This window comes from Butyrivibrio sp. XB500-5 (assembly GCF_003625505.1).
In the GTDB taxonomy this organism is placed as follows: Bacteria; Bacillota; Clostridia; order Lachnospirales; family Lachnospiraceae; genus Butyrivibrio.
In genome coordinates, this window is record NZ_RAIS01000004.1 from 203,120 (window position 1) to 225,801 (window position 22,682).

Below are 22,682 nucleotides of genomic sequence, written 5' to 3' on the forward strand. Positions count from 1 at the left end.
TCAAAGAAGGTGTGCTCTGAGCTCTTCTCCGCTCTTTTCTGAAAGGTATGCAGGTGCAATATCAAGCATAGTCTTGCAACCCTTCATTCCTTCATTCTGCATACGGAATGCAGCTCTTGCTACAGCAACGAGTACGCTTGTTGTAAACTCAGGGTTTGAATCAAGCTTAAGGCTGTACTCGATGATGTGGTTGTGCTCCTTGTCGGCGCCTGTCTTTCCGCTTCTGAATACGAAACCGCCGTGAGCCATTCCGCTGTGGTTCTTAAGAAGCTCTTCCTCGCTGATGAAATGAACTGTTGTGTTGTAATCAGAGAAGTAGTTAGGCATCTCCTTGATCTCTTTTTCTACAGCTGCTGCATCTGCGCCCTCTTCAAGAACTACAAAGCACTCTCTTGTGTGCTTATCTCTTGTTGTAAGCTCAGGATTCTTGCCGCTTCTAACTGCTTCAAGTGCACTCTCAACGGGAATTGTATACTGCTTGGCATTCTTAACGCCCTTAACTCTTCTGATCGCATCAGAGTGACCCTGTGATACGCCCTTGCCCCAGAATGTGTAGTCGTTTCCTTCGGGAAGGATCGCATTGGAATATACTCTTGCAAGTGAGAACATTCCGGGATCCCAACCACATGAAATAACTGCGACCTTTCCTGCTGCCTGCGCTGCGGCATCTACGTTGGCAAAATGCTCAGGGATCCTTGCGTGTGTATCAAAGCTGTCTACTACGTTGAAAAGCTTAGCGTACTGAGGTGTCTGAACGGGAAGATCCGTAGCACTTCCTCCGCAAAGGATCATAACGTCGATCTTGTCCTTCCAGTTCTCCACGTCGTTAACTGAAACAACGGGAACTCCCTGTGTCTTTATCTGTAATGAAGAAGGGTCTCTTCTTGTAAATACTGCTACAAGCTCCATATCAGGGGCTGCTGCAACCGCAAGCTCCACACCCTTTCCAAGATTACCGTATCCTAAAATTCCTATTCTGGTGCTCATTTTGTTCCTCCTAAATTTATGTATTTATATATTCTCAGTCTAATGACGCGAGTATATTTTCCGCTGTTTCGCTTCCGTGCTTGGCAGCATATGAAGCCCACTTTCTGGCCTTTTCATGATTCTTTTCGCCAAAAGAGCCTTTGAAATAACCTTCCGCGATCTGCTCCGCGGCTTCTATGCTTCCTTTTCCTGCTCTGTCTATGAGATCCAAGAGCTTTTGTTTCTTATCCATTTTATTTCCTTTCAAAAAGAGCTTACAGCTCACATATCATCAATCTTTTTTCTTACAATCATCGCACTTGCCGACTATCACAGTCTTCCCAAGATTTACGTCAAGTCCGTACTCCTTGCGGACCTTCTCTTCAAACTCTTCGACGAAGTCCTCCTCTAGATGGAAAACCTTGCCGCACTCGGAGCACTGCGCATGCATATGTGAATTGCAGTGTTTGTGATCCTCCGAATACTGGAAGAACCAAGAGTCCTGATTAGGCTCTTTTATCTTGATTATCTCGCCCTGGTCGCAGAGTCTCTCAAGATTCCTGTATACCGTGGTCTTATCGATCCCGCCGGCCTGAGCGCCTACCTGATCGTAGATCTCACGCACCGTGAATCTTGTGTCGGCATGAGCCTTTAGAAAATCAACTATGCACTTTCTTGCTTTTGTCTTATACTCGCCCTTCATTTTTCCTCTCATCCGAAGCGTAAATAGCCTTTAGTAAGATAGGTGTCATTATCGAACTTATAACTATAAGTAAAATAACCGCTGTAAAATATCTTCCGTCTATAATGCCGGTCTTAAGTCCCCTCTGCGCAACGATAAGTGCAACTTCGCCTCTTGTCATCATTCCGATACCGATCTTAAGTGAATCGGAAGTATCATATCCAAGAGCCTTGGCAACAAGTCCGCAGCCGAAAACCTTTCCGAGAAGTCCCACAGCAACAAACGCAAGTGAAAATACAAGGATAGTCATATCCACTTCTCTGAGATTGGTCTGAAGTCCTACGCTTGCAAAGAACACCGGTCCGAAGATCATATATGAGTTTATGTCCATCTTTCTGTCGATATATGCCTTATCATCCAGTGAACTTAAGATGATACCCGCAACAAACGCGCCGGTGATATCCGCAACTCCAAAGTACTTATCCGCTACATATGATAACACAAATGCAAGTGCCATCGCCATGATGGGTATTCTCCTGGTGTGAGTCCATCTAGCATCGAGTCTCTGCATGATCTTAAAGATCAGGATTCCCGCTACAAGTGAAACTATGAAGAAAAGAACCGTCTTTATGCATACCATTCCAAGGTTGGCATTGGCATCCTTAAGTCCGATAACGGCAGTAAGTACCACGATTCCGATAACATCATCTATTATCGCCGCACTCATTATCGTTGTTCCCACTTCAGTAGAGATCTTGCCAAGCTCTCTGAGCGCCTGAACGGTAATGCTCACAGAAGTCGCTGTAAGGATAGTTCCTATAAAAAGCGCCTGTATAAAGCCCTGTGTTCCCGGCTGTGAAAAACCGTAGAAGCACATATACATGATCGTTCCCAAAACAAGCGGTATCGCAACTCCCGCGCAGGCAAGGATCGTCGCCTTAACACCGGATTTTTTCAGCTTGTCTATATCAGTCTCAAGTCCGGCACTGAACATAAGGAGAATAACACCAATCTCCGCCATTCCGGACAAGAAGTCATCCGTTTGCACAATATTAAAGAGGGTAGGTCCTATAAGTAGGCCTGCCACGATCTCACCCGCAACCTGCGGTGCCTTCAATCTCCTCGCCAAAAGGCCGAATGCCTTGGCAGCGACAATGATTATCGCCAGATTTCTTAAGACTATCAAAGTATCCATTTTTCATAATCCCTCTATTGTTTCGTTTACTTCGGATACATTATTGCACATTTATTGCAACTTTTCCATAGAACGGAAAACCCCCGATAATGCGCCGTTTTTTACAGTGCACGATCGGGGCAATGCCAATCAAACTATATTCCTTATTCCCTCGCATATTCTGCGGGCAACAAGCGGATTGTTCATTGTGTATAGATGTATGCCTTGGATATCGCTTACAAGAAGATCGATTATCTGACTTAGGGCATAGGACATTCCCGCATCAAACAATGCTTCTTTGTTGTCCTCATACCTGTTTATGATCTTCTGAAAACGCTCGGGAAAAGAAGCGTTGCACATCGTGATCATACGCTTTATCTGAGCAGCGTTTATAACAGGCATAACTCCCGGGATGATCGGGATATTGATATCCGCGATCCTGCATTCATCATAGAAATTAAAGAACTTATCGTTGTCAAAAAAGAGCTGTGACAGCAGCGCACTTGCTCCGCTGTCCGCTTTCTTTTTTAGATTTTTAAGCTCCGAAACCCTGCTTTCCGATTCGGGATGGCATTCGGGATAGCAAGCACCGAGAAGACAGAAATCATACTTTTCTTTCAAGTACTTAATGACATCGCTCGCATGCTTGAAATCATCCTTTTCAACAAGCTGAGGATTGCGGTCTCCGCGAAGTGCAAGGACATTTTCAATCCCTTCGTCCTTCATAACGCGCGCAAACTCATCAATCTCATTCTTGTTATACTGAAGCCCCGTAAGATGCACAACAGGTTCGACATGATATTCATGCTTGATCTTTTTGGCAATATCTATTGTCTTGTTACGGTTTGAAGATCCGCCGGCTCCGAAAGTCACGCTGATAAAATCAGGCTTAAGCTCCGTCAGAACTTCAAGCGTTGCATCTATATTCTTAAGTGCTTCATCTTTTTTGGGCGGAAAGATCTCAAATGACAATGTCTTCTTTCCGCTCTTATAAATTTCCGATACTTTCATTTTTATTACTCTCTACTCTCTTTTACGCTCTTACAATCCGGGCAGCCTTTACAAGATTTATGAGGCTTGCCTTTGTCTCAGTCTCTCCTCTTGTCTTAAGTCCGCAGTCGGGATTGATCCAGAGCTTCTTGTCATCGATCTTACTTCTCATCTTGCCAAGCGCCTCGACAATCTCCTCAACCGAAGGGACTCTCGGGCTGTGGATATCGTAAACACCGGGGCCGACCTCGGTTTTAAAGTTATTCTCTCTGAGTGAATCAAGGATCTGCAGATCAGAACGGGACGCTTCAAATGTAATGACATCAGCATCCATCGCATCTATAGCAGGTATGATATCCGTGAATTCGCTGTAGCACATATGTGTATGGATCTGAGTCTGAGGCTTAACTCCGCTGTGCACAAGTCTGAAAGCGGGAATTGCCCAATCAAGATACTCGCTGTACCAATCCGATTTTCTAAGAGGAAGCTTCTCCCTGAGCGCCGCCTCGTCGATCTGGATGATGTTGATCCCTGCTGCCTCAAGATCAAGCACCTCATCGCGGATAGCGAGCGCGATCTGAAGTGTGCTCTCCTTTAAAGAGATATCCTCTCTTGGGAATGACCAGTTAAGTATGGTAACAGGACCCGTGAGCATTCCCTTCATAGGCTTATCGGTACAGCTCTTTGCGAACTTAGACCACTCAACTGTTATCGGTGTTTTTCTTGATACATCGCCCCAGATGATCGGAGGCTTAACGCATCTTGTTCCGTAGGACTGAACCCACGCCTTCTTGGTAAATACATAGCCTTCGAGATGCTCTCCGAAGTACTCAACCATGTCATTTCGTTCAAACTCACCATGCACAAGTACATCGAGGCCGATCTCCTCCTGGAGCTCCACGCACTCTTTTATCTTCTTCTTGTTGTATTCAACATACTCTTCCCTGCTGATCTCGCCCTTTCTAAAGAGCTGTCTGTTCTTTCTTACATCTGTTGTCTGAGGGAAAGAGCCGATCGTTGTTGTAGGGAATGCCGGAAGACCCAACTTTTTTTTCTGGATCTCTTCTCTTTCTTCAAACGCCGGAAGTCTGGTGTAGTCTTCATCCTTAATAGCCGCAACACGGTTTTGAACCGCCTTGTCTACGCTTCCTTCTCTGTTCTCGAACATTTTTTTATTGGTCAAAAGAGCTTCATCAGTAATATTCGCGATCTCTTTAAGCTCCTGCAGCTTCTCTTTTGCAAAAGAAAAGTGCTTCTTTACTCCGTCCGAAAGCTCTGTCTCACTTTCAAGTGTGTAAGGCACATGCAAAAGAGAGCATGAAGTATTAAGGACTAAGTTTTCATCACCTCCAAGCACTGTCTTTAACTCATCAAGAATTTCAAATGTCTTGGTGTAATTATTTCTCCAGATATTCTTGCCGTTTACAAGTCCCGCAAAAAGAAGCTTATCCTTAGGGAATCCGTTCTCTTTTACAAGAGAAAGAGTCTTTCTTCCTTCAAGGAAATCAAGTCCGATGGCATCAAAATCAAGCGCTGTGATGTTACCGTATGCGTCTCTCACGTCACCGAAATATGTCTGAAGGAGAGCCTTAACTCCCTTCTTTCCTGCAAGGATTTTCTTATAGAGTTCCTCGAAAATCTCGATATCTGCTACGTCGAGATCTCTTACAAGATAAGGCTCATCAAATTCGATCCATGAAACATTATCCGCATTTAACTTATCAAGAAGCTTAACGTACTCATCTGCGAAAGCATCCGCAAAGTCGCTGAGTGTCTTACTTCCTACATACTTTGCAAGCTTAAGGAAAGTGAAAGGTCCTATTATAGCAACCTTGGAGTCCACACCCTGTGCATACGCATTTCTGTACTCTTCAAAAGGCTTATTGCCTACAAGCTCCACCCTCGTATCATCTTCAATCTCAGGCACAATATAGTGATAGTTGGTATTGAACCACTTCTTCATGGCAAGTGCTTTTACATTACCCTTCTCCCCCTGATAGCCTCTTGCCATTGCAAAATATGTATCTAGCTCCGATGCACCCAGATCCCTGTATCTCTTTGGAATGATGTTAAAAAGGACTGCCGTATCGAGCATATTGTCATAAAAAGAAAAATCGTTTGAAGAGATGAAATCAATCTTATTTTCCTTCTGAAGCGTAAGATGCTCTTTCTTAAGCTCCTGCGCGATCTCTTTTAACTCTTTTTCTGTGATCTCGTTCTTAAAATATTTCTCTGAAGCAAATTTAAGCTCTCTGTCTTTTCCTACTCTCGGATAACCTATTACTGCTGTTCTCACTGTTCTACCCCTTTCTAATGTATGTATGAGAAGTATACGCCTAGCGAGACGATAGGTATAATATCTATTTATGTCGGTTATCCATAGTTTTAAACTATATTTCATGTTATAATGTCAGAAAATAGTTATGGATAATATATAGACTGATAACCGTAAAGGTAGGAGAAAAAATGACTCTTAAGCAGCTTAATTACATCGTGACCGTCGCAGATACCGGAAGTATCACAGAAGCCGCCGGCAAGCTTTTCATAGCACAGCCTTCACTAACAGCAGCAATACAGGAGCTTGAAAATGAATACGGGATCACTATATTCAACAGATCCAAAAAGGGAATAACTCTGACTCCGGAAGGTGATGAGTTTCTTGGCTACGCCCGCCAGATCCTGGAGCAGGCGAGCCTTATAGATGAAAGATATACGGGCAAAACTTCCAACAAGTTAAGATTCTGCATTTCTTCGCAGCACTACTCTTTTGTTGTCGAAGCTTTCGTTGCGTTGTTAAAAGAGTACGGCGGCGACAAATATGAGTTCCACATGAGAGAGACTCAGACTTTCGATATCATCGACGACGTCGCGCATCTTCGAAGCGAGATTGGCGTGCTTTACTTAAACAGCTTCAATGAAACAGTGATAAAAAAGACTCTTCGGGACAACAATCTGTCCTTTGAGCCTTTATTTAAAGCTAAGCCTCACGTCTTTGTAGGAAAGGATTCTCCGCTTGCGAAAAAGAAATCCATAAAGCTCGAGGATCTTGCACCGTATCCGCGCCTCTCCTACGAGCAGGGCAATCACAATTCATTCTATTTCTCCGAGGAAATCCTCAGCACGATGGACTGTGACAAAGAGCTTGTTGTCTGCGACAGAGCTACGCTTTTCAACCTTCTCATCGGAATGAACGGCTACACGATCTGCAGCGGCGTCATCAATGAAGACCTCAACGGTCCCAACATAGTCTCAAGACCTCTCAAGATTGATGATTATATGGAAGTCGGATATATCCTCCCCAACGGGATCAAGCCTACTACGCTTACGAACGAATATATTAAATTGCTAAAAGGAATTACTGCTCAGGAAAAGAAAAAGCAAAGATAATAGTTATGATTTTTAACTCTTTTTGTCCATTGGTACTATTGTTCTGAGTAAATCTTTTTCAAGCTCAATAATAAATTTGTTATCGCGCTCCTCTCCTCCTTTATTCATAATATTTTTTTGCTAATATGGAAAATCGCAAGAAATATACTTTATTACGAAGCATATCCCCCCTACAATGTTGTATACTAAAGGGACTAACAAAATACTCTCAAATAAGGCAGAAAAAAATATGGAAATCAAACAGGTTAAAGTAGATAACAGAATAGACAAATTTATCAACAACGAATTTTCAGGCTACGCTACGCAGTGCGAAGTAGCGCTTAACTATGAAGAATTTTGCTTTGCGGCGGAAGATGAAGGAGAAATAATAGGTGTGATCACAGGACGCGCATACTACAACGAGGTTCACATCGGCGATCTTATCGTCGGCAAGAACTGCAGAAAGAGCGGAGTCGGAAGCAAGCTTGTTCGTGCCGTAGAAGATAATTACAAAGGGAAAGGATATGAAAAAATAGCACTTACGACTTTCGGTTTTCAGGCACCCGGTTTTTATAAGAAACTTGGATATGAACTTGAATTTGTTCGCGAAGATAAAGATCCCAAGCTCAGCAAGTATTTTTATATAAAGAAAATTTAAAATAAAAGTTCCGGTCACAATTATGATATTCATAAAAGTGATCGGAACTTTTTAAAACTCAAGTTAAACGCATTCTTTATCCAATTCTTTTTTCTTTTTCAAAATTCCAATATCCACATGCGCAGGATAGGCATTTTTGTATTTATATATACTCAGTATTATTCCAAGAAAGGCATAAGATGTGCTCAATCTGTTGTATGAAAGGAACGGGAAGAAAGATCCGAAATACGGTGACAGGATTCCAAATCCTACACATATATTGACAACAGCATATAACGCAAGCCACATCATGCATCCGCTTCCCATTACCTGGCCCAACTGATTCTTGGACTTACATGAAGATATAATTCCCAAAAATATCAGGCCCGCTACAGCTATAACCACAGCCAATACCACGGCTATACCCAAAGTAGCTCCTATCCCCGTCAGTATATACTCGTGAGTGATCCATCGTATTTGTCCCAATAAGTTCTTGGTTGAAACATTCACTTTCCCGCCAAAGCTACTGACAGAACCACTTCCAATCAGAACAAGACCACTGTTTATTTCTTTAATCCTATTCATTTCCGTATTCGGAATAAAAAAGCTGCGTATTCGTTCCATATGTCCATATTCAAGCATTCTGTTTTTATACAAAAGGCCTGTAATAGCCACCGGAATTACTGTAAACAAAGACCATGCGGATGCAATAGCAGGAATCTTTGGAACTTTTATCCATTCTTTTTTTATTGCGACAGTAAGCTCTATGAGCATGCAAAATGCCATAACCACTGTGCTGGAATGTTCCCACCCGATTCCATTTTTATAAGACATACATACGGATGTTGCAAATATCCAAAGAAGCGACTTAACTAAAGCTCCTGTCTTTTGCCCCTTATACTTATATAGTATCCCCGCAAAAAGTGGGATCATTAAAACAATAAGCGATGACGCATATCCATACATCCGAGCACACAGTAAATGAAAAAAGCCTGCTTCTCCCATTCCCGGAACCCCGTTAATAGCTCGCATAGTAAAATATGCATAGCTTGATACAAAATTAGCTCCCAATAATACTGTCGCCACGAGCTTAGAGTACTTCGCGATCGTTGTATAATCTACAAGATAAAGAAGTAACATCACAACAATTCCCTCTATTGTATGAACGGCAAACAATGTACCTTCTGATACCAATCGGCCTCCGGAAGTAGATATTTTGTAGCCTGTTATTACTTCATTGCTTATATAGATATGTACTATTATTGCTATTATAGCTATAACAACAGCCGCTATTATCACTCCCCACGCAATCTGCGGTCTATGAACCCTGTCAAGAGAGACACCTGCTTCAACGGGATCTCCCATGTCTTCAACAGCTCTTTTCTCCGCAGCCTCAGGCTCCATTCCTTCGGAAATATTAGCTTTGATCTGATCTTCCATATGTGACCTGATCTCATCGGCTATCATCTTGTGAGCTTTTGTAAATCTCACCTGCTCCAGTAACTTATTGATGTAATTTTCCATAGTCAAACTCCTACTGCCAGCACATTCGCGATCGCTCCCGAATATACATTCCACTCTTCCTTTTTGCGTTTCAAAAGTTTCTTTCCCTCCTTGGTAATACTGTAATACTTCCTTGTCTTACCAAGATATTCCTGCTCATAAACTTTGAGCATCCCCTTATCCTCAAGGCCGTGAAGCAAAGGATAAAGAGTTCCCGCCTTGAGTTCAAACACGTTCTCCGATCTCTTTCTCAGAGTATCTATCATTTCATATCCATACATATCTTTTTCAGAAAGTAATTTTAAAATAAGCATTGTCATACTTCCCGTTAAAAGAGATTTATCAACCGCCATATCTACCTCCTTATATCGAACATCTATATATCGGTTGTCTATATAATATATCGATATCCGATATATGTCAAGTCAACAAAGAGCCGGGTACTTTTACGACGATCATATAAGCATCCGGCTCTTTGTTTGTGTCTTATTACTGCTGTCCTTGCTTTTCAAAATAATTGTAAATTGCACTGATTCCGAAGCACAAGATTCCGCTTATAAGGAAGCTTATGGCACGTCCGATAGTGTTTTCATAAGTAATATCAATCATAATAAACTTAACAACACAGATCATAGACAGCACCAATCCGTATATTCGAAGCTCTTTTGCCACGAAGCGCTTATTAAATCCTATAATGATGCATAGGATACCGAATGCCAAGGTCGCAACACTGACAATGTAGCCTGCTGCATTATAGCTGAAAAGAGCGGCCAAAAGGATAATGCCAAACTTAATTCCTGCATACAACTTTTCGCCATTGTTTGACGCAAAATGTCTGCGCAGGTTAATGCATGCAAGCGCAACCGTAAATGCAACACTTATCCCCTGAAGGATCGGATCGTCAACGTCAAGCATATTATATAATCCCAAAAGCATTCCAAAAGAATTTATTATATTTAGTGCTATCAAAAGCGAAGAGTTGCTCACACCCTCATCATTTCTGTCGAGCTTAAGCAGCATCATTGCAGCGTTGAATAATCCAATCGGAGCGACTACAGCCATACGTCTTATATCATCATTAAAGATTGCTCTTGAATCAAGAAACGTAGGCATAAGTATTGCAATTGCGCCCAGAACATAAAAATAGTAAATACTCTTATACTCAACTCTCTTATTGACAATAATCCCTTCAAAAATAAATACTGTGAGCGCATATGCAAATGAAGCCAAACAAAATACAACGCTTCTTGCTGCAAACAATTCAAGTCCCGTCATGAGAATTGCCATTACAAAAGCCTGAATCCTAAACAGCGTATAGTTCTTCTTCGCACCATAAATTGCGATAGGAAGAAGTGCCGCAAAAAGGGCTCCTGTATTGAAGAACTCTCTGTATTCCACATAAGTGATAAACTCCGCAACACAGAACCAGGCAATTATCCAAAAGCTCGTGAAGAAGCTTGCCACTTCATCTTCCTGCTCATTTCTTCTAAGCAGAACTGCCGCCTCTGCTGTTATCGCAACAACAAAGAATACTATAAGATCGATCCATTTGGCCGTACCCAAGCACTTTCCAAGCAATAAGTATGAAGCAAAAAAGACAATTGCGCTCGAAAAAGCAAAGTATGTATTATAGGCACCCTTAATCAGCTTGTCTCCAAATAAGAAATATGCAAGATAAGCAGCGCTGATGCATACAATAACAGATGCAGCTATAGTCAGTGAAATACTAACATCGATATGCCTTCCGATTATCGTCGCAAAATAAAAAATAATTCCCAGGTTGATTGCGCTTTGTACCATTTGCTGAATTCTGTTTTTGCGGAAATTGTATTGAAAAGCTGCGCCCATTACCAAAAGGTATACAAGCAAAGGAAGCACCAGCGCTTCAACTTTCAGATCATATGCTAAAAGCGCAGAGATAATGTATCCGATGTTTCCGATAACCTGAAAAAGCTTGCTTTCCTTTTTTCCCATATATAGTACAACTCCACCCCAAACAAGAAGGAGTATATACATAACCAGATCGCTAATCGCCTTGAAATATATTCTGGTCACAAGCACCGACAGATATCCACAGCCAAGTCCGCATGCCAGAAGGGCTGTAAAGAACGTATTATCAGGTCTCTTCTTATGCTCATAGAAAGCAAAGCCCGTAAGCGCTATACTTACAGCAAACATCAATCCTATCTTAAACGCATCATTAAGGTACGGAATAATAAGACTTGCAAAAAGAATAAGTGCTATAAAAATAAGGACACTTGCAAGCACACCCATTAGATGTTTACCGATCCATGACTCTGTGGAACCCTTTTTCTTCGGAACAAAGTTTGGATTAGCAGTCGCAGCTTGTTCAAGATCAGGACGCCATGTTTTCTGCGGTGCACCGGAACGTTGCCCTTGCACGGGCTGTTGTCCTTGCGCGGGCTGAAATGTAGGTTGTCCTTGCTGCTGCCCCGGAAGTGGCTGCGCAGTCCTGTAAGTCTGCGCATTGTACATCGTCTGAGGCTGCGACTGACGAGTGTACTGCGGAATATTTTGCTGTTGAACGTTCTGAAGCGGCGGCTGATTTTGCGTCTGCTGCGACTGTTGAGTCTGTTGCGCCTGATATGGTTGCTGCATCTGCATTGGCTGTATCCCGGGCCGCGCCTGTATTTGCCGCTGCAACATAATCTGCTCCCGCTTTGCGTTCTGAACATAATTTTCAGCTCGCGACAATCCTTGCTGTATCTGGTTTACCTGATACCTGATCGTCGCAAGCTCTTTTTCCAACTCTTCAATTTGTCTCATACACTTTTCTCCCAATGTTATTATTTATTTTTCAAAAAGATCTTTTTCTTCTACGTCAGATACATATAAATAGCCAAGGGACTCACCGTTTTCGTCCGCAAATCCCATAACATTGTTGTTATATGCAATGCAAGTAGGATACACCTTATCCCCTGCCTTTGCGGATCTGGGTCCCTCTCCACTTTCATCGTCATCAAAGGTAACGTCTTGTTTTAGTGTAAGTGCTTTCGGATTGGTTATAGTTTGAATCTTATCTGCAGTAGTCAGCCCATCGGAAACAAAGTATAAATCTGTGGCAACTTCCCACTTCTCTATAACTTCCATTTCCCATGTATACTGCACACTACCTGTGTTTTCGTCTATCCCGTAATACTTTGATCCGGATACTCGCTCATCTTCATCAAGTGAGGCTCCGTTCCACATATAATCTGTCACTTCCCTTTTGGAAGCATCACCTTCCAATGAAGCAAAGATACAATCGTACTCTTCTTTATGTACGTAATAACACTTTGCCGTCTGGAAATCCGGGGCGTTGTCTTCCGAAAGAATATCTATGGTCTGATCATTTACTTTCAAGGTATAAAAATCAATACCGAACTTATCTGAATGTTCTTTGCTAAGAGTGATAGTATCCGGCGTACCGTCACTGCCGAGATCTACTTGCACGGTCTTTCCGGCTTTCAACTCATAACTAAAGAAATCGCTGTCAGGAACTTGCTCGTCATCTGTTTCAGTTTTTGCAGTATCATCTGATGAATTCAACTCTGAAGCCATATCTCCGGAATTACTTTCTGTTGTTGCTAACGAAGCCTCCGAAGAGGGCACATTCTCCTGCTCATTACCAAAGCTGCATGCTGCAAGCGCAGTTACCGCCATTATAAGCGCAGGTATCAATATGGTTTTTCTTTTCATAATATATATCTCCTTCTATGTATAAGCGTTTCGTAATTCTATTGTAACATATTTTAACATTTTGCATCACCTTTTCCAATATGTTAGAATCACAATGTTGTGTTTTTTATTATATGCATATAGGAGGAAAGAAAAAAATGGCAAAAGTTGGACCTGAATTGATGAATGAGATGCTTAACCCGCTTCTTCAGAACGGAGAAACTTATGAAGCAGCGGCTTATGCGGAGTTGACACCAAAGTTCCCTATTATGATGTATTTTGGTGCTCTCGGAGCTCTTCTTGGCGGTGCACCCCGTCCTTGCTTCATTGGTCTTACACAGAGCAAGATCAATTACGTAATATTCGGTGGTCTTAAGAACGATAAGATCATGGGAACCGGTTCTATCAATCTTAACGAGATTACTAAGGTAAAGATCAGCGATAAGCTTTTTGTAAAGAGAGCAGCTATAAAGGTCGAGAAGAAAAAGACTGTGTTCTCTATCAGAAAGAAATTAAAGAATATCCCCGACCAGGAGAGAAGTTTGCAGATTATTATCGACAGACTTTCAGCTCTTTCAGAGTCACTGAAAAAGACTGCCTGATCCGTTACATGATATGTTTACATGCAAAAGCGCCCGAATAAACGGGCGCTTTTTTATTGTCTCACTATAACTTTACTATTTTTTCCATCTCTTCAAGCTTTGATTCCATATCTTCTATCAGTTTAAACTGATTCCTTGCGCGTTCTAAGTTGTGCGTGTCGTGAGAGGTCTTGAAGTAAACATCTCCTTCAAGGTAATCGGCAAGAAACCTTATTCCGCACTCATATGTCATCAAAATGCATGAAAATGCCAAAAGCTCTTTTTCTGTATCTGTAAGTATATCTCCTACTTCCGAAAGAAAACCTTCCGTAAATGCCTTAAATATCCTAAGGTCAAAAGAAACCTTGGAAAGATCGGTCTCATCCTCAAGCGCTGTATTTGATCCAAAGCGGTTGCTGTCACCGAAATCGTAAAGCACCGAACCGGGCATTACAGTATCAAGGTCTATGATACATACACTCTTACCCGTATCAGGGTCGATAAGGATGTTGTTCAGCTTGGTGTCGTTGTGAGTTACCCTAAACGGAATCTCTTTTGTACCAAGCTTATCGGTTACAACGTCACAGTACTTTTCTCTTTCGAGGGCAAAAGAAATTGCGTCTTTCGCAGACTCGGCTCTGCCCTTAGCGTCAGAATCAATCGCCTTCTTAAGTGCATCGAATCTCATCCTCGTGTTGTGGAAATTCGGTATGATCTCAAAAAGCTTCTTCGCATCAAAGTCTGCGAGTTGCTTTTGGAAATGTCCGAAAGCCGCTCCGACATTTCTTGATACCTTTTCATCCGCTGCGCTCTGATAGGTTATAGTATCTTCGATGAATTTATAGATACGCCAGCAGCCGTGCTCGCTGTCTTCATAGTACAGCTTTCCGTCAACAGTAGGGATGATAGTCAGCGTGTTTCTTGCCGGATCTCCGCCTTCCTCTTTTATCTTATCCTTTAGATAATCGGTAACAAGGCAGATGTTTTCCATAAGCTCTTTTGCATCAAAAATTTGTGTGTTGATGCGCTGCAAAATGTATCGAATAGGGGCTTCATTATCTCTTTTGAAATATACGGCGTAAGTATCATTGATATGACCGCAGCCATAGACTTCACTGTAAATGAAGTTCCCTTCCAATTTGAAATTATTAACTATTCCAAGAATATCGATACTCATAAATCTTATTACTTTCCTTCGGTCTTAAAGTACTCATCGAGCTGCTTCTGAACTTCGGCAAGGTACTTGTCCATACCTGCGTCTTTAAGTTCCTGAGCAATCTTGTCGTGAGCCTCATCATATGAAACATAACCGCAGATAACGGGCTGGATTTCTTTGTTCCAGATCTCGCCGAGAGCTGTCTGCTCATTCTTCACATTGGTGTTGTCAAAATAGAATGCCATAACATCTGAAGGAATCGCACCGTCATCCCACTTCTGATAGCTCTCGATGAACTCTTCGGGAACGTCTGATGTGAACTTCTGATAGTTAACGTTACGGAACATCCATTCGTAGAAATATCCCTCAAATGCAGGATCCTTAAGCTCAATTCTGTCACCGTTCATTGTGTAGTTCTCACCCTCGGGTCCATAGAGTGCAAACATGTAATTATCCTGGCTTGTGTAGATCCAGTTTACAAACTTGATTGCACCGATAGGATTGTTAGCTGAATAAGGTACGCAGAGAACCTCTCCGCCGCAAGAGATAAGATACTTGGGCTCATCAGGCTTAAGAAGATAGCTCTTAAGAGTTGCTTCGGGTGCATTTGCACGAACCGCACTGATGATCTCATTCTCTTTTCCGAGAGATCCTTCTACCCAAATATATGTACCCTGCTGCATACGGCTGTCACGCTCGTTGTAGTTGGTTGTAAGCTCGTCTCTGTAGATACCCTTTTCATACATGCTTCTGTTAAAATCAGCAACCTTCTTGAAGGTCTCTGTCTCAAAGAAGTTCATAGCCTTCTTGGAATCTTCGCCATATACAACCGTGTCACCTGCTGAGCACCATGTGAGCTGCTCATCCTGGAAATATCTTGTAAGAGGCTTGTAGATAATGTCTGCAGGTCCGCTGAGCTCGGGATGAGCTTCTTTAACCTTCTCTGCATACTCTGCAAGATCATCTGCTGTCTTGATATCTGTCATTCCTACTTCATCCATAAGATCCTGTCTTACGCATACAAGCTGGAACATAGCAGAACTCGGTGCATAAGCTGAAGGAATACCGTACTGGATTCCGCCAACCTTACCACCTGAAAGCTGTGAATCGGGTAATACCTTCTTCATATCCTGGCCATACTCCTCGATAAGCTTATCAAGAGGCTGGCACTGTTTCTTATTAACCATGATACCGATATCAACAAGTCCGTCCCAGTAAAGATCGATGCCTTCACCTGCTGCGAGCATGATATCTTTCTGCTCCCAGTACTGATCCCATCCCTTGTATACGATCTCAACTTCTTCGCCGATCTCTTCTTTTAACTTGGGATTAAGTTCGTTCTTAATGAAGTTTGCCATTGCATCCGTCTCTTCTCCGGGATACAGGATACGAACTTTTCCGTTATCCTCGGGAGTCTTGCCGGAAGCCACCTTGGATCCGCCGCCGCAGCCTGTCAGCATGAGCGTTGCAGCAAGCAAAGTAGCCATTGCTTTCATAAGCCTTTTTTTCATATTAACCCTCCTTATAATTAAAGAAACATCTTTAACTTACTCTTTAACGGCACCTGCCATGATTCCATCCACGAAATACTTCTGTATAAACGGGTAAAGGAATATGATTGGTCCGATAGTCACAATAGTTACCGCCATCTTTACCGTCTCTGCGGGAAGCTGAATATTCGCTGCCGCGCCTGCGGGAATTCGTCCCGAGCTGATGGCATTTACGTTAGACAAAATGTTGTAAAGATAGTACTGCAAAGGGAAGTAGTCCCTGTTATCCACAAACATGAGAGCATTCCACCAGTCGTTCCAGTAGCAGAGCGCATACATCATTCCGACTGTCATCATACCCGTCTTGGTAAGCGGAAGCGCTATCTTGTGCCATATCGTAAAGTATCCGGCTCCGTCAATCCTTGCAGATTCATAAAGCGAAAACGGAACCTGCGAAAAATATGTTCTTAAAAGGAACATGTTGAACATATTCAGTATCAACGGGAATATAAGTGCTCTAAAGTTATTGGAGAACCCATACCAGTTAACACAGATGTAGTACCACGGAATAAGTCCTGCTGAAAAGATGATCGTGAAGTTGCAGAAAAACGATATTGCATTTCTGTACTTAAGGTTCTTTATGGACAATGCAAAAGAACACATGCTTGTCACTATCATCGCAAGGAACGTTCCGGCAACGGTCACGAAGATCGTCACTCCATAGGATCTTAGTATCCTCATACCACTGTGTGCAAAAAGATACAGATACGTGTTCAACGTAAATTCTCTTGGGAATATTGAGTATCCCTTTTGTACTACCGCCGTATTGTTGGAAAATGAAACCGACAATACCATGAGGAGCGGAATAAAACATATTAGCGCGATAAATCCCACAAATATATATGAGAACGCTATTACCGCTTTATCCGCGGCGGAGGTTTTTACTTTCATCGTTGCTCTTTTTTCCATCAGAACAGTCCCTCCCCCTCATTTATTTTTTTAGCGAAATGGTTGGATATCGTAATGAGTATAAGTCCCATTACGGATTGGAAAAGACCTATCGCTGTGGTATAGGAAAATCCAAGCGTTCTCATCGATGAGTAAACATAAGTATCGATGACTGCAACCTCATCATAAAGAAGTGAGTTGTTTCCGACTATACCGTAGATCATTCCGAAATCTCCGAAGAAGATCCTACCTATCGACATAAGCATGAGCACTACAACCGTTGGCTTAAGGAGCGGAAGTGTGATATACATTATCTGCATAAACTTATTGGCTCCGTCAACCTGTGCCGCCTCATAAAGTGTCTTATCAAAGTTGGTCATTGCCGCCATGTATATGATCGAGTTGTATCCGCACCACTTCCACACATCTGCGATAATGATGATCGGTTTCCAATACTTAGGCTCAGCGTACCACCTGATGATCTCATCACCTCTTGCCGCGATCCACTGGTTGATTATTCCTGTACTTGTTGAAAAGAACGCATAGATTATCGCACCTACAACAACCCATGAAAGGAAGTACGGGAAAAACATGATGCTCTGAGATATCTTTTTATAAAATTTGTTCTGTACGTCGTTAAAACAGATCGCAATCGTAATCGGAATTATTGTTCCAAGTACAAGTCCCCATGCATTGATAATAAGCGTATTGGCTATAACCTTGGGACCCATTCCCGTTCCCGAGAAAAAGTATTTAAAGTTTTGAAGACCCACGAAACGGCTTCCGAATATTCCGTCGATTATGTTGTAGTCGGTAAATGCCATCCACAGTCCGCCGTACGGAATGTAGCAGAACATTATGAGATAGATTATCGCGGGAACGCACATGAGGTACAGTTGCCAGTGTCTTTTTAATTCAGCTTTCATGACGTTCCTCCTTTCCAGCCTGTTCTTACATAAAGTTCATCCTGCTCTTTAAGATCTTCGTCTGTTATATAGATTGGTCTGTTGTAATCTTTGTTTAGTTCCTCAGGGAAATAAACCATTCCCGTATCGATGAATTTCTTGCCATCCTTAAGGCACTGTGCAAGCTTTCTTTGCAGTGAACTCTCCTGCGGTACCTCGTCGATAAGAAGCTTTGCATCTCCGAACAGTTCATAGTAAGTTGATTCTCCGTTCCAGCCACCCGTGTAGTTAAAGAACTGTCTTTGAACTCTTACTATACGACTGTCGTCCGGAAGCAGTGTCGACAGTCTTCCGTCGTACAACCAGCTTGAGGACCAGAAACCTTTGAAAGGAATCTCGGGATAATACTTTTCAAAAAACTTCCACGCAAGAGTCATTGAATTTCTTACTCTCTGCGGAGTGTAGCCGTCTCCCGAAGGGATATGGAAGCCTATCATCCAGTCGTCTCTTTCAAGTATCTTTTTATATTTTTCTTTGCTTAAGATAATGGATTTTGTCGTTATTGTTCCGCATGGAGAAATGCGGCTTCCGATTATCTCTGTATCTGTTTCCTTAAATGTAGTGGTAAAGGCAGTTTTTCTTTTTTCAGAAAACCTTCCGTAGTAATATCCGTTCTTTTCTCCGTTTGAATCTGACAGTTCCTCGTCATCGGGTATAAGCTGTCCCATATCATCCACATTGAGACCACCCATAGCCACTCCGATAACCTCGCCGTCTTCCCCTCTGTAAAAATAAAACGGGTCATCGAACTTGCAAGGTACAAATAAGAATCTGTCAAAAAGATATATCGAAAGAGAAAAGAAATTGAGCTTCCACGGGATATCAAGAATTCGCAAAGTTTCTTTTTCCTTATATCTTCCAATTATCTCATCCAGCATACGATACGGAATCTGCTCATAAAGTTCTTTGGGGATCATTCTGTTTTCAAGATCGATCCTAGCATATGCGATACAGGATAAGAGCATAAAGAATTCCAATGTCTCACCGAGTTCTCCCAAAGCTGCACCGTTTAGATTGTTGTCGCAATCAAGGAAGTATTCGTAACGTCTTATGTCGCACTGTGTCCAAACGAGGAACTTAATATAATCACTGATTTTTTCATCATCGGTTATTTGTCTGAGATATCCGTGAAGTCTTTTACTCTGCTCGTCTGTAAGTGAATAACGAACAAGAATATCATCCAATTCCTTTTCACCTACGACGTGGCCCTCTCCGCTCCACTTCTCATAAGCTCCCGCAAACTTATCCGGCATATTGACCGGTTTTATATATTCACAAACAGCATTAAAACTTAGTTTTCCCATTTTGTATTTCTTACTCCAAAACTTTTTTCTTTTAATAAGTTCTTTTATCTAAGCTCTTTCATCTCAACGATTCTGTGCTCGACTCTTGCCTTCTCTGCGGCAATCGCCATAACGTGACTCTCTATGGATCTTTCTATCGCTGAGAGATTTTCCACATCATCTCCTTGTATCATGTCGAGGAACTGCTCCATAAGACCTGCATCTCCTCCGCCGTGGAAGCCCTCTCTCACGTTGGGATTTATGGTCTTTATTTCAGGTTCCTGCTGCCAGTTGGATGAAAAGCGAATTATCTCTATCTCATTCTTTTCATCATCGCCTCGTATCTCACCGTTTTCACACATCACCTTAATGGTTCTGCACATGCGGTTTGTGAAGCCGCTAAGATTAAACGAAGCATGTATTCCGTTTTCAAATTCAAATATTGCAACCTGATGATCGCAAACATTGTTGTCGCACTTATATACACATCTTCCGTATGGTCCTTCTTCGATCGCTTTGATCAGACTCTCCTCGCTCTGATCAACGGAAAGAACCGTCGCAGGCCAGTTACCTGCAATAGGAAGATAGACTTTTCTAGCATCAAATCTACAATCCATAATTCCGCATTTGGAGCATCTCTCTGCGCTGCCTTCAGGTGCATGAGCTTTATTAAAATATGTCAGTTCGCCGAATGATGAAACGCTCTTAGCTTTGCTGTTGCACAGCCATGTCAAAAGATCCATATCATGACAGGACTTCTGCATAATAAGCGAACTTGTGATATCACTGTTTCTCCAATTTCCTCGTACAAAAGAATGTGCAATATGGAAATTACCGATATTCTCATTGTGCTGAATGTTTATGACTTTTCCGAGTTCTCCGGAATCTGTTATCTTCTTGAGCGTAGCCCAGAAGCCTGTGTATCTGAGCACGTGACAGACCATTATGCGACACTTGTTCTTAAGCGCGAGATCTCTTATTCCGATACACTCGTCAAGATTGGGAGAGATCGGCTTTTCAAGAAGTATGTCATATCCAAGCTCAAGCGCACCCATCGTGTGCTCATAGTGCTGTCTGTCCATGGTCGCGATAATAAGCGCATCACATACCTTACCCAGCTTGTAAAAATCTGCGGGATCCGTAAATACATGCGCATCATCCAATCCATATTTTTCCTTGGCTTCTCTTCTGCGGTTCTCATCAGGCTCCACCAAAAAAGTTATCTCAGCCCTCTTATGCTCAAAAGCATAGTCCGCATATATCCTGCCTCTTTGTCCCGCTCCTATAAGAGCAAGCTCCAATTTCTTGTCTGAAATCTCCATACCGTTTACCTTTTGTTACCTTGTGTTTCTCACCTTTGTTACCTAGATTATATCATCGCGGATAGAATTGATAAATGTGAGAAATATACACTTTTTGATGGATATTTTTGTACACAATAACAACTTGTCAATCAATTGACACTGTGTTAAAACTCTCCTATAATTCAAAGTAGTTAGATTTTGTTTACTAAACAAGAGGTGACTGTTTATGAGCAATATTAGAGATGTTGCCAAAGAGGCGGGTGTTTCAACTGCTACCGTATCCCGCGTTATAAACCATGACACAATGGGGCGAATGACTGAAGAGACCAAGGAAAGAGTTTGGGCCGCTATAGCCAAGCTCGGTTACAAGGCGCCTGCAGGCAGTGTTAAAAAGAAAAGTCACAGTGCTTCCGTTTCTGATGATTCTCCGCAGCAGATTGGCTGTGTTATCAGTACAGACAAGGACAAGTACAGTGATCCATATTTCCTCAGCATTCTCTCTGCCATCGAGGAGCAGGCAAGGCGCAACGGATGTAGCGTTCCTTTTGTTGTTACCTCCAAAGAGATTGAGGATACTCCCATTGTAGATACATTTTTTTCGGGAAAACTTGACGGTATCATTCTTATGAATACCTTGAGTGACGATATTTATTCATCTATAAAGAAAAAAGTTCCGGCGATCGTCGGAATAGATACGGCCCACACCGACATAGACAACATTATCTATGATCACTACGCAGCCGCGTCTTTGGCTGTTGATACTCTTTATAAAAAAGGATATAAGAAGATCGGGTTTCTCGGTGCGTCTCCTTCAGGTCTTGCATTTGAAGACAGTAAAAGATTCAGAGGATATCTTAGTGCCATGTATGCACACAAGCTTAAGATCGATCCTCGGATAATGATAGATTGTAATTGGAATGAGGATACTTGTTTTAAAGCCATAAAGAAAATGCACAAAGACGGTATCTTACCCGATGCGTTTGTGGTTGCAAGTGACCTTATGGCAATGGCTGTTCTACGTGCACTGTATGATCTTGGAATTAAGGTTCCCAATAAAGTTGCTGTAATGGGTATATCGAACATTGAGATGTCACGGTTTTCAAATCCGCCGCTTTCAACTATAGGTATTCAGACCGCACAGATGGGAACACTTGCTTTTGACACGCTTAAGCAGCGCATGGAGGGCTACGATATGCTTCCACGCACCATCGCTCTTCCACTTGAGATAGTGCTCAGAGCTTCTACGAATGATTAAAAAAACGAGTAGGTACAAACACCTACTCGTTTTCATTTATTGAGTGATTGCTCGATACAATTCTTCCATTGTGTTTACGACTGCGATTGCACCCTTATCTTTCATCTCTTCAAGATCTCCGAATCCCCAAGTTACTGCTATGCAAGGAATATTGAATTCCGCAGCACCTGTGACATCATATGTAGTATCGCCTATCATAACCGTATCGGATAACTCATCTTTGTCTTCAAGAGAAATCTTATCCAGAAGATATCTGATCACATCCTCTTTTTTCTCACGTTTAGCGTCATAGGTAGCACCGGCGACTTCTTTGAAATATTTGGTCATATCGAAGTGGTCGAGCACTTCAAGAGAAGTCTTTTCGGGCTTGGATGTTGCGACATATAAGTTATAACCTTCATCGTTTAACTTCTGTAAAAGTTCTATCATGCCAGGATAGGGATTGTTTTCAAACTTTCCGATCGTGTTGTATCGCTCTCTGTATATATCAACCGCATCTCTGGCGTTTTCTTCTTTTACACCGCATCTTATAAAGCTATCAGCAAGCGGAGGTCCGATAAATGTAGGAAGAAGCTCATCCGCGGGAGGCGTTAATCCCATCTTTTCGTAAGTATAAAGAACGCTCTTGGTTATTCCTTCCGATGAATCTGTAAGCGTTCCGTCCAAGTCAAATAAAATGTTCTTGTATCCCATCTCAGGTCCTT

Annotated in this window: 21 protein-coding genes; 4 read left to right on the forward strand and 17 right to left on the reverse strand. The window is 42.2% G+C overall.

The window, feature by feature from the left end:
• The 6 genes from D6856_RS08970 to metE all read right to left on the reverse strand — a co-directional run bounded on the left by D6856_RS08970 (position 1) and on the right by metE (position 6,108).
• Positions 1-987 carry a diaminopimelate dehydrogenase gene (locus D6856_RS08970; protein WP_120686604.1) on the reverse strand — a complete coding sequence of 329 codons (987 nt, stop codon included), beginning with the start codon at positions 985-987 and terminating at the stop codon, positions 1-3.
• A 34-nt stretch (positions 988-1,021) separates the two neighbouring features.
• Positions 1,022-1,219: an SEL1-like repeat protein gene (locus tag D6856_RS08975; protein ID WP_120656177.1), complete on the reverse strand. Its 198-nt coding sequence runs from the start codon at positions 1,217-1,219 to the stop codon at positions 1,022-1,024.
• 39 nt (positions 1,220-1,258) lie between these two features.
• Positions 1,259-1,669 (reverse strand): Fur family transcriptional regulator, encoded by a 411-nt coding sequence (locus tag D6856_RS08980; protein WP_158588643.1) that lies wholly within the window; start codon positions 1,667-1,669, stop codon positions 1,259-1,261.
• Complete coding sequence (locus D6856_RS08985) at positions 1,653-2,843, reverse strand: cation:proton antiporter (protein WP_120686605.1); 1,191 nt, start codon at positions 2,841-2,843, stop codon at positions 1,653-1,655. Before D6856_RS08985 ends, D6856_RS08980 begins: the two co-directional genes overlap by 17 nt.
• 129 nt (positions 2,844-2,972) lie before the next feature.
• A complete protein-coding gene (gene metF / locus D6856_RS08990; RefSeq protein WP_120686606.1) occupies positions 2,973-3,833 on the reverse strand; it encodes a methylenetetrahydrofolate reductase [NAD(P)H] in 861 nt (286 codons plus the stop codon).
• Between the two features lie 22 nt (positions 3,834-3,855).
• Positions 3,856-6,108, reverse strand: coding sequence for a 5-methyltetrahydropteroyltriglutamate--homocysteine S-methyltransferase (gene metE / locus D6856_RS08995; protein ID WP_120686607.1), 2,253 nt, complete (start codon positions 6,106-6,108; stop codon positions 3,856-3,858).
• A 170-nt stretch (positions 6,109-6,278) separates the two neighbouring features.
• Between metE and D6856_RS09000 the strand changes: the two genes are divergently transcribed.
• On the forward strand, positions 6,279-7,199 hold the full coding sequence (locus tag D6856_RS09000; RefSeq protein WP_120686608.1) for a LysR family transcriptional regulator: 921 nt from the start codon (positions 6,279-6,281) through the stop codon (positions 7,197-7,199).
• A 229-nt stretch (positions 7,200-7,428) separates the two neighbouring features.
• The gene (locus tag D6856_RS09005) at positions 7,429-7,836 is read left to right on the forward strand and encodes a GNAT family N-acetyltransferase (protein WP_158588890.1); all 408 of its coding nucleotides are present in this window, start codon (positions 7,429-7,431) and stop codon (positions 7,834-7,836) included.
• Between the two features lie 63 nt (positions 7,837-7,899).
• Here the strand turns inward: D6856_RS09005 and D6856_RS09010 are convergent, their stop codons facing one another.
• The 4 genes from D6856_RS09010 to D6856_RS09025 form a co-directional block, all read right to left on the reverse strand.
• Positions 7,900-9,339, reverse strand: a complete 1,440-nt coding sequence (locus D6856_RS09010; protein ID WP_120686610.1) for a permease prefix domain 1-containing protein — start codon at positions 9,337-9,339, stop codon at positions 7,900-7,902.
• Positions 9,340-9,341: 2 nt separating this feature from the next.
• The gene (locus tag D6856_RS09015) at positions 9,342-9,671 is read right to left on the reverse strand and encodes a PadR family transcriptional regulator (RefSeq protein ID WP_092250493.1); all 330 of its coding nucleotides are present in this window, start codon (positions 9,669-9,671) and stop codon (positions 9,342-9,344) included.
• A 136-nt stretch (positions 9,672-9,807) separates the two neighbouring features.
• A complete protein-coding gene (locus D6856_RS09020; RefSeq protein ID WP_120686611.1) occupies positions 9,808-12,105 on the reverse strand; it encodes a DUF2339 domain-containing protein in 2,298 nt (765 codons plus the stop codon).
• 24 nt (positions 12,106-12,129) lie between these two features.
• Positions 12,130-13,017 (reverse strand): hypothetical protein, encoded by an 888-nt coding sequence (locus D6856_RS09025; RefSeq protein ID WP_120686612.1) that lies wholly within the window; start codon positions 13,015-13,017, stop codon positions 12,130-12,132.
• 137 nt (positions 13,018-13,154) lie between these two features.
• Here D6856_RS09025 and D6856_RS09030 point away from each other — a divergent pair, with 137 nt between their 5' ends.
• The gene (locus D6856_RS09030; protein ID WP_120686613.1) at positions 13,155-13,598 is read left to right on the forward strand and encodes a hypothetical protein; all 444 of its coding nucleotides are present in this window, start codon (positions 13,155-13,157) and stop codon (positions 13,596-13,598) included.
• A 64-nt stretch (positions 13,599-13,662) separates the two neighbouring features.
• On the opposite strand, the gene D6856_RS09035 is transcribed toward D6856_RS09030, so the two are convergent.
• From D6856_RS09035 to D6856_RS09060, 6 genes are read right to left on the reverse strand one after another with little or no spacing between them, the layout of a single operon-like run.
• On the reverse strand, positions 13,663-14,754 hold the full coding sequence (locus tag D6856_RS09035) for a phosphotransferase enzyme family protein (RefSeq protein WP_120686614.1): 1,092 nt from the start codon (positions 14,752-14,754) through the stop codon (positions 13,663-13,665).
• Between the two features lie 8 nt (positions 14,755-14,762).
• The gene (locus tag D6856_RS09040) at positions 14,763-16,244 is read right to left on the reverse strand and encodes an ABC transporter substrate-binding protein (RefSeq protein WP_120686615.1); all 1,482 of its coding nucleotides are present in this window, start codon (positions 16,242-16,244) and stop codon (positions 14,763-14,765) included.
• Between the two features lie 36 nt (positions 16,245-16,280).
• Complete coding sequence (locus D6856_RS09045; RefSeq protein ID WP_242948141.1) at positions 16,281-17,192, reverse strand: carbohydrate ABC transporter permease; 912 nt, start codon at positions 17,190-17,192, stop codon at positions 16,281-16,283.
• Positions 17,192-18,097, reverse strand: coding sequence for an ABC transporter permease (locus D6856_RS09050; RefSeq protein ID WP_120686616.1), 906 nt, complete (start codon positions 18,095-18,097; stop codon positions 17,192-17,194). The genes D6856_RS09045 and D6856_RS09050 overlap by 1 nt, the downstream gene beginning before the upstream one ends.
• Positions 18,094-19,440 (reverse strand): hypothetical protein, encoded by a 1,347-nt coding sequence (locus D6856_RS09055; protein ID WP_120686617.1) that lies wholly within the window; start codon positions 19,438-19,440, stop codon positions 18,094-18,096. Before D6856_RS09055 ends, D6856_RS09050 begins: the two co-directional genes overlap by 4 nt.
• A gap of 44 nt (positions 19,441-19,484) precedes the next feature.
• Positions 19,485-20,741 carry a Gfo/Idh/MocA family protein gene (locus D6856_RS09060; protein ID WP_199704130.1) on the reverse strand — a complete coding sequence of 419 codons (1,257 nt, stop codon included), beginning with the start codon at positions 20,739-20,741 and terminating at the stop codon, positions 19,485-19,487.
• Between the two features lie 208 nt (positions 20,742-20,949).
• Between D6856_RS09060 and D6856_RS09065 the strand changes: the two genes are divergently transcribed.
• Complete coding sequence (locus tag D6856_RS09065) at positions 20,950-21,978, forward strand: LacI family DNA-binding transcriptional regulator (protein ID WP_092247398.1); 1,029 nt, start codon at positions 20,950-20,952, stop codon at positions 21,976-21,978.
• A 36-nt stretch (positions 21,979-22,014) separates the two neighbouring features.
• Here the strand turns inward: D6856_RS09065 and D6856_RS09070 are convergent, their stop codons facing one another.
• Positions 22,015-22,671, reverse strand: a complete 657-nt coding sequence (locus D6856_RS09070; protein WP_207667273.1) for an HAD-IA family hydrolase — start codon at positions 22,669-22,671, stop codon at positions 22,015-22,017.
• Positions 22,672-22,682 lie beyond the last annotated feature (11 nt).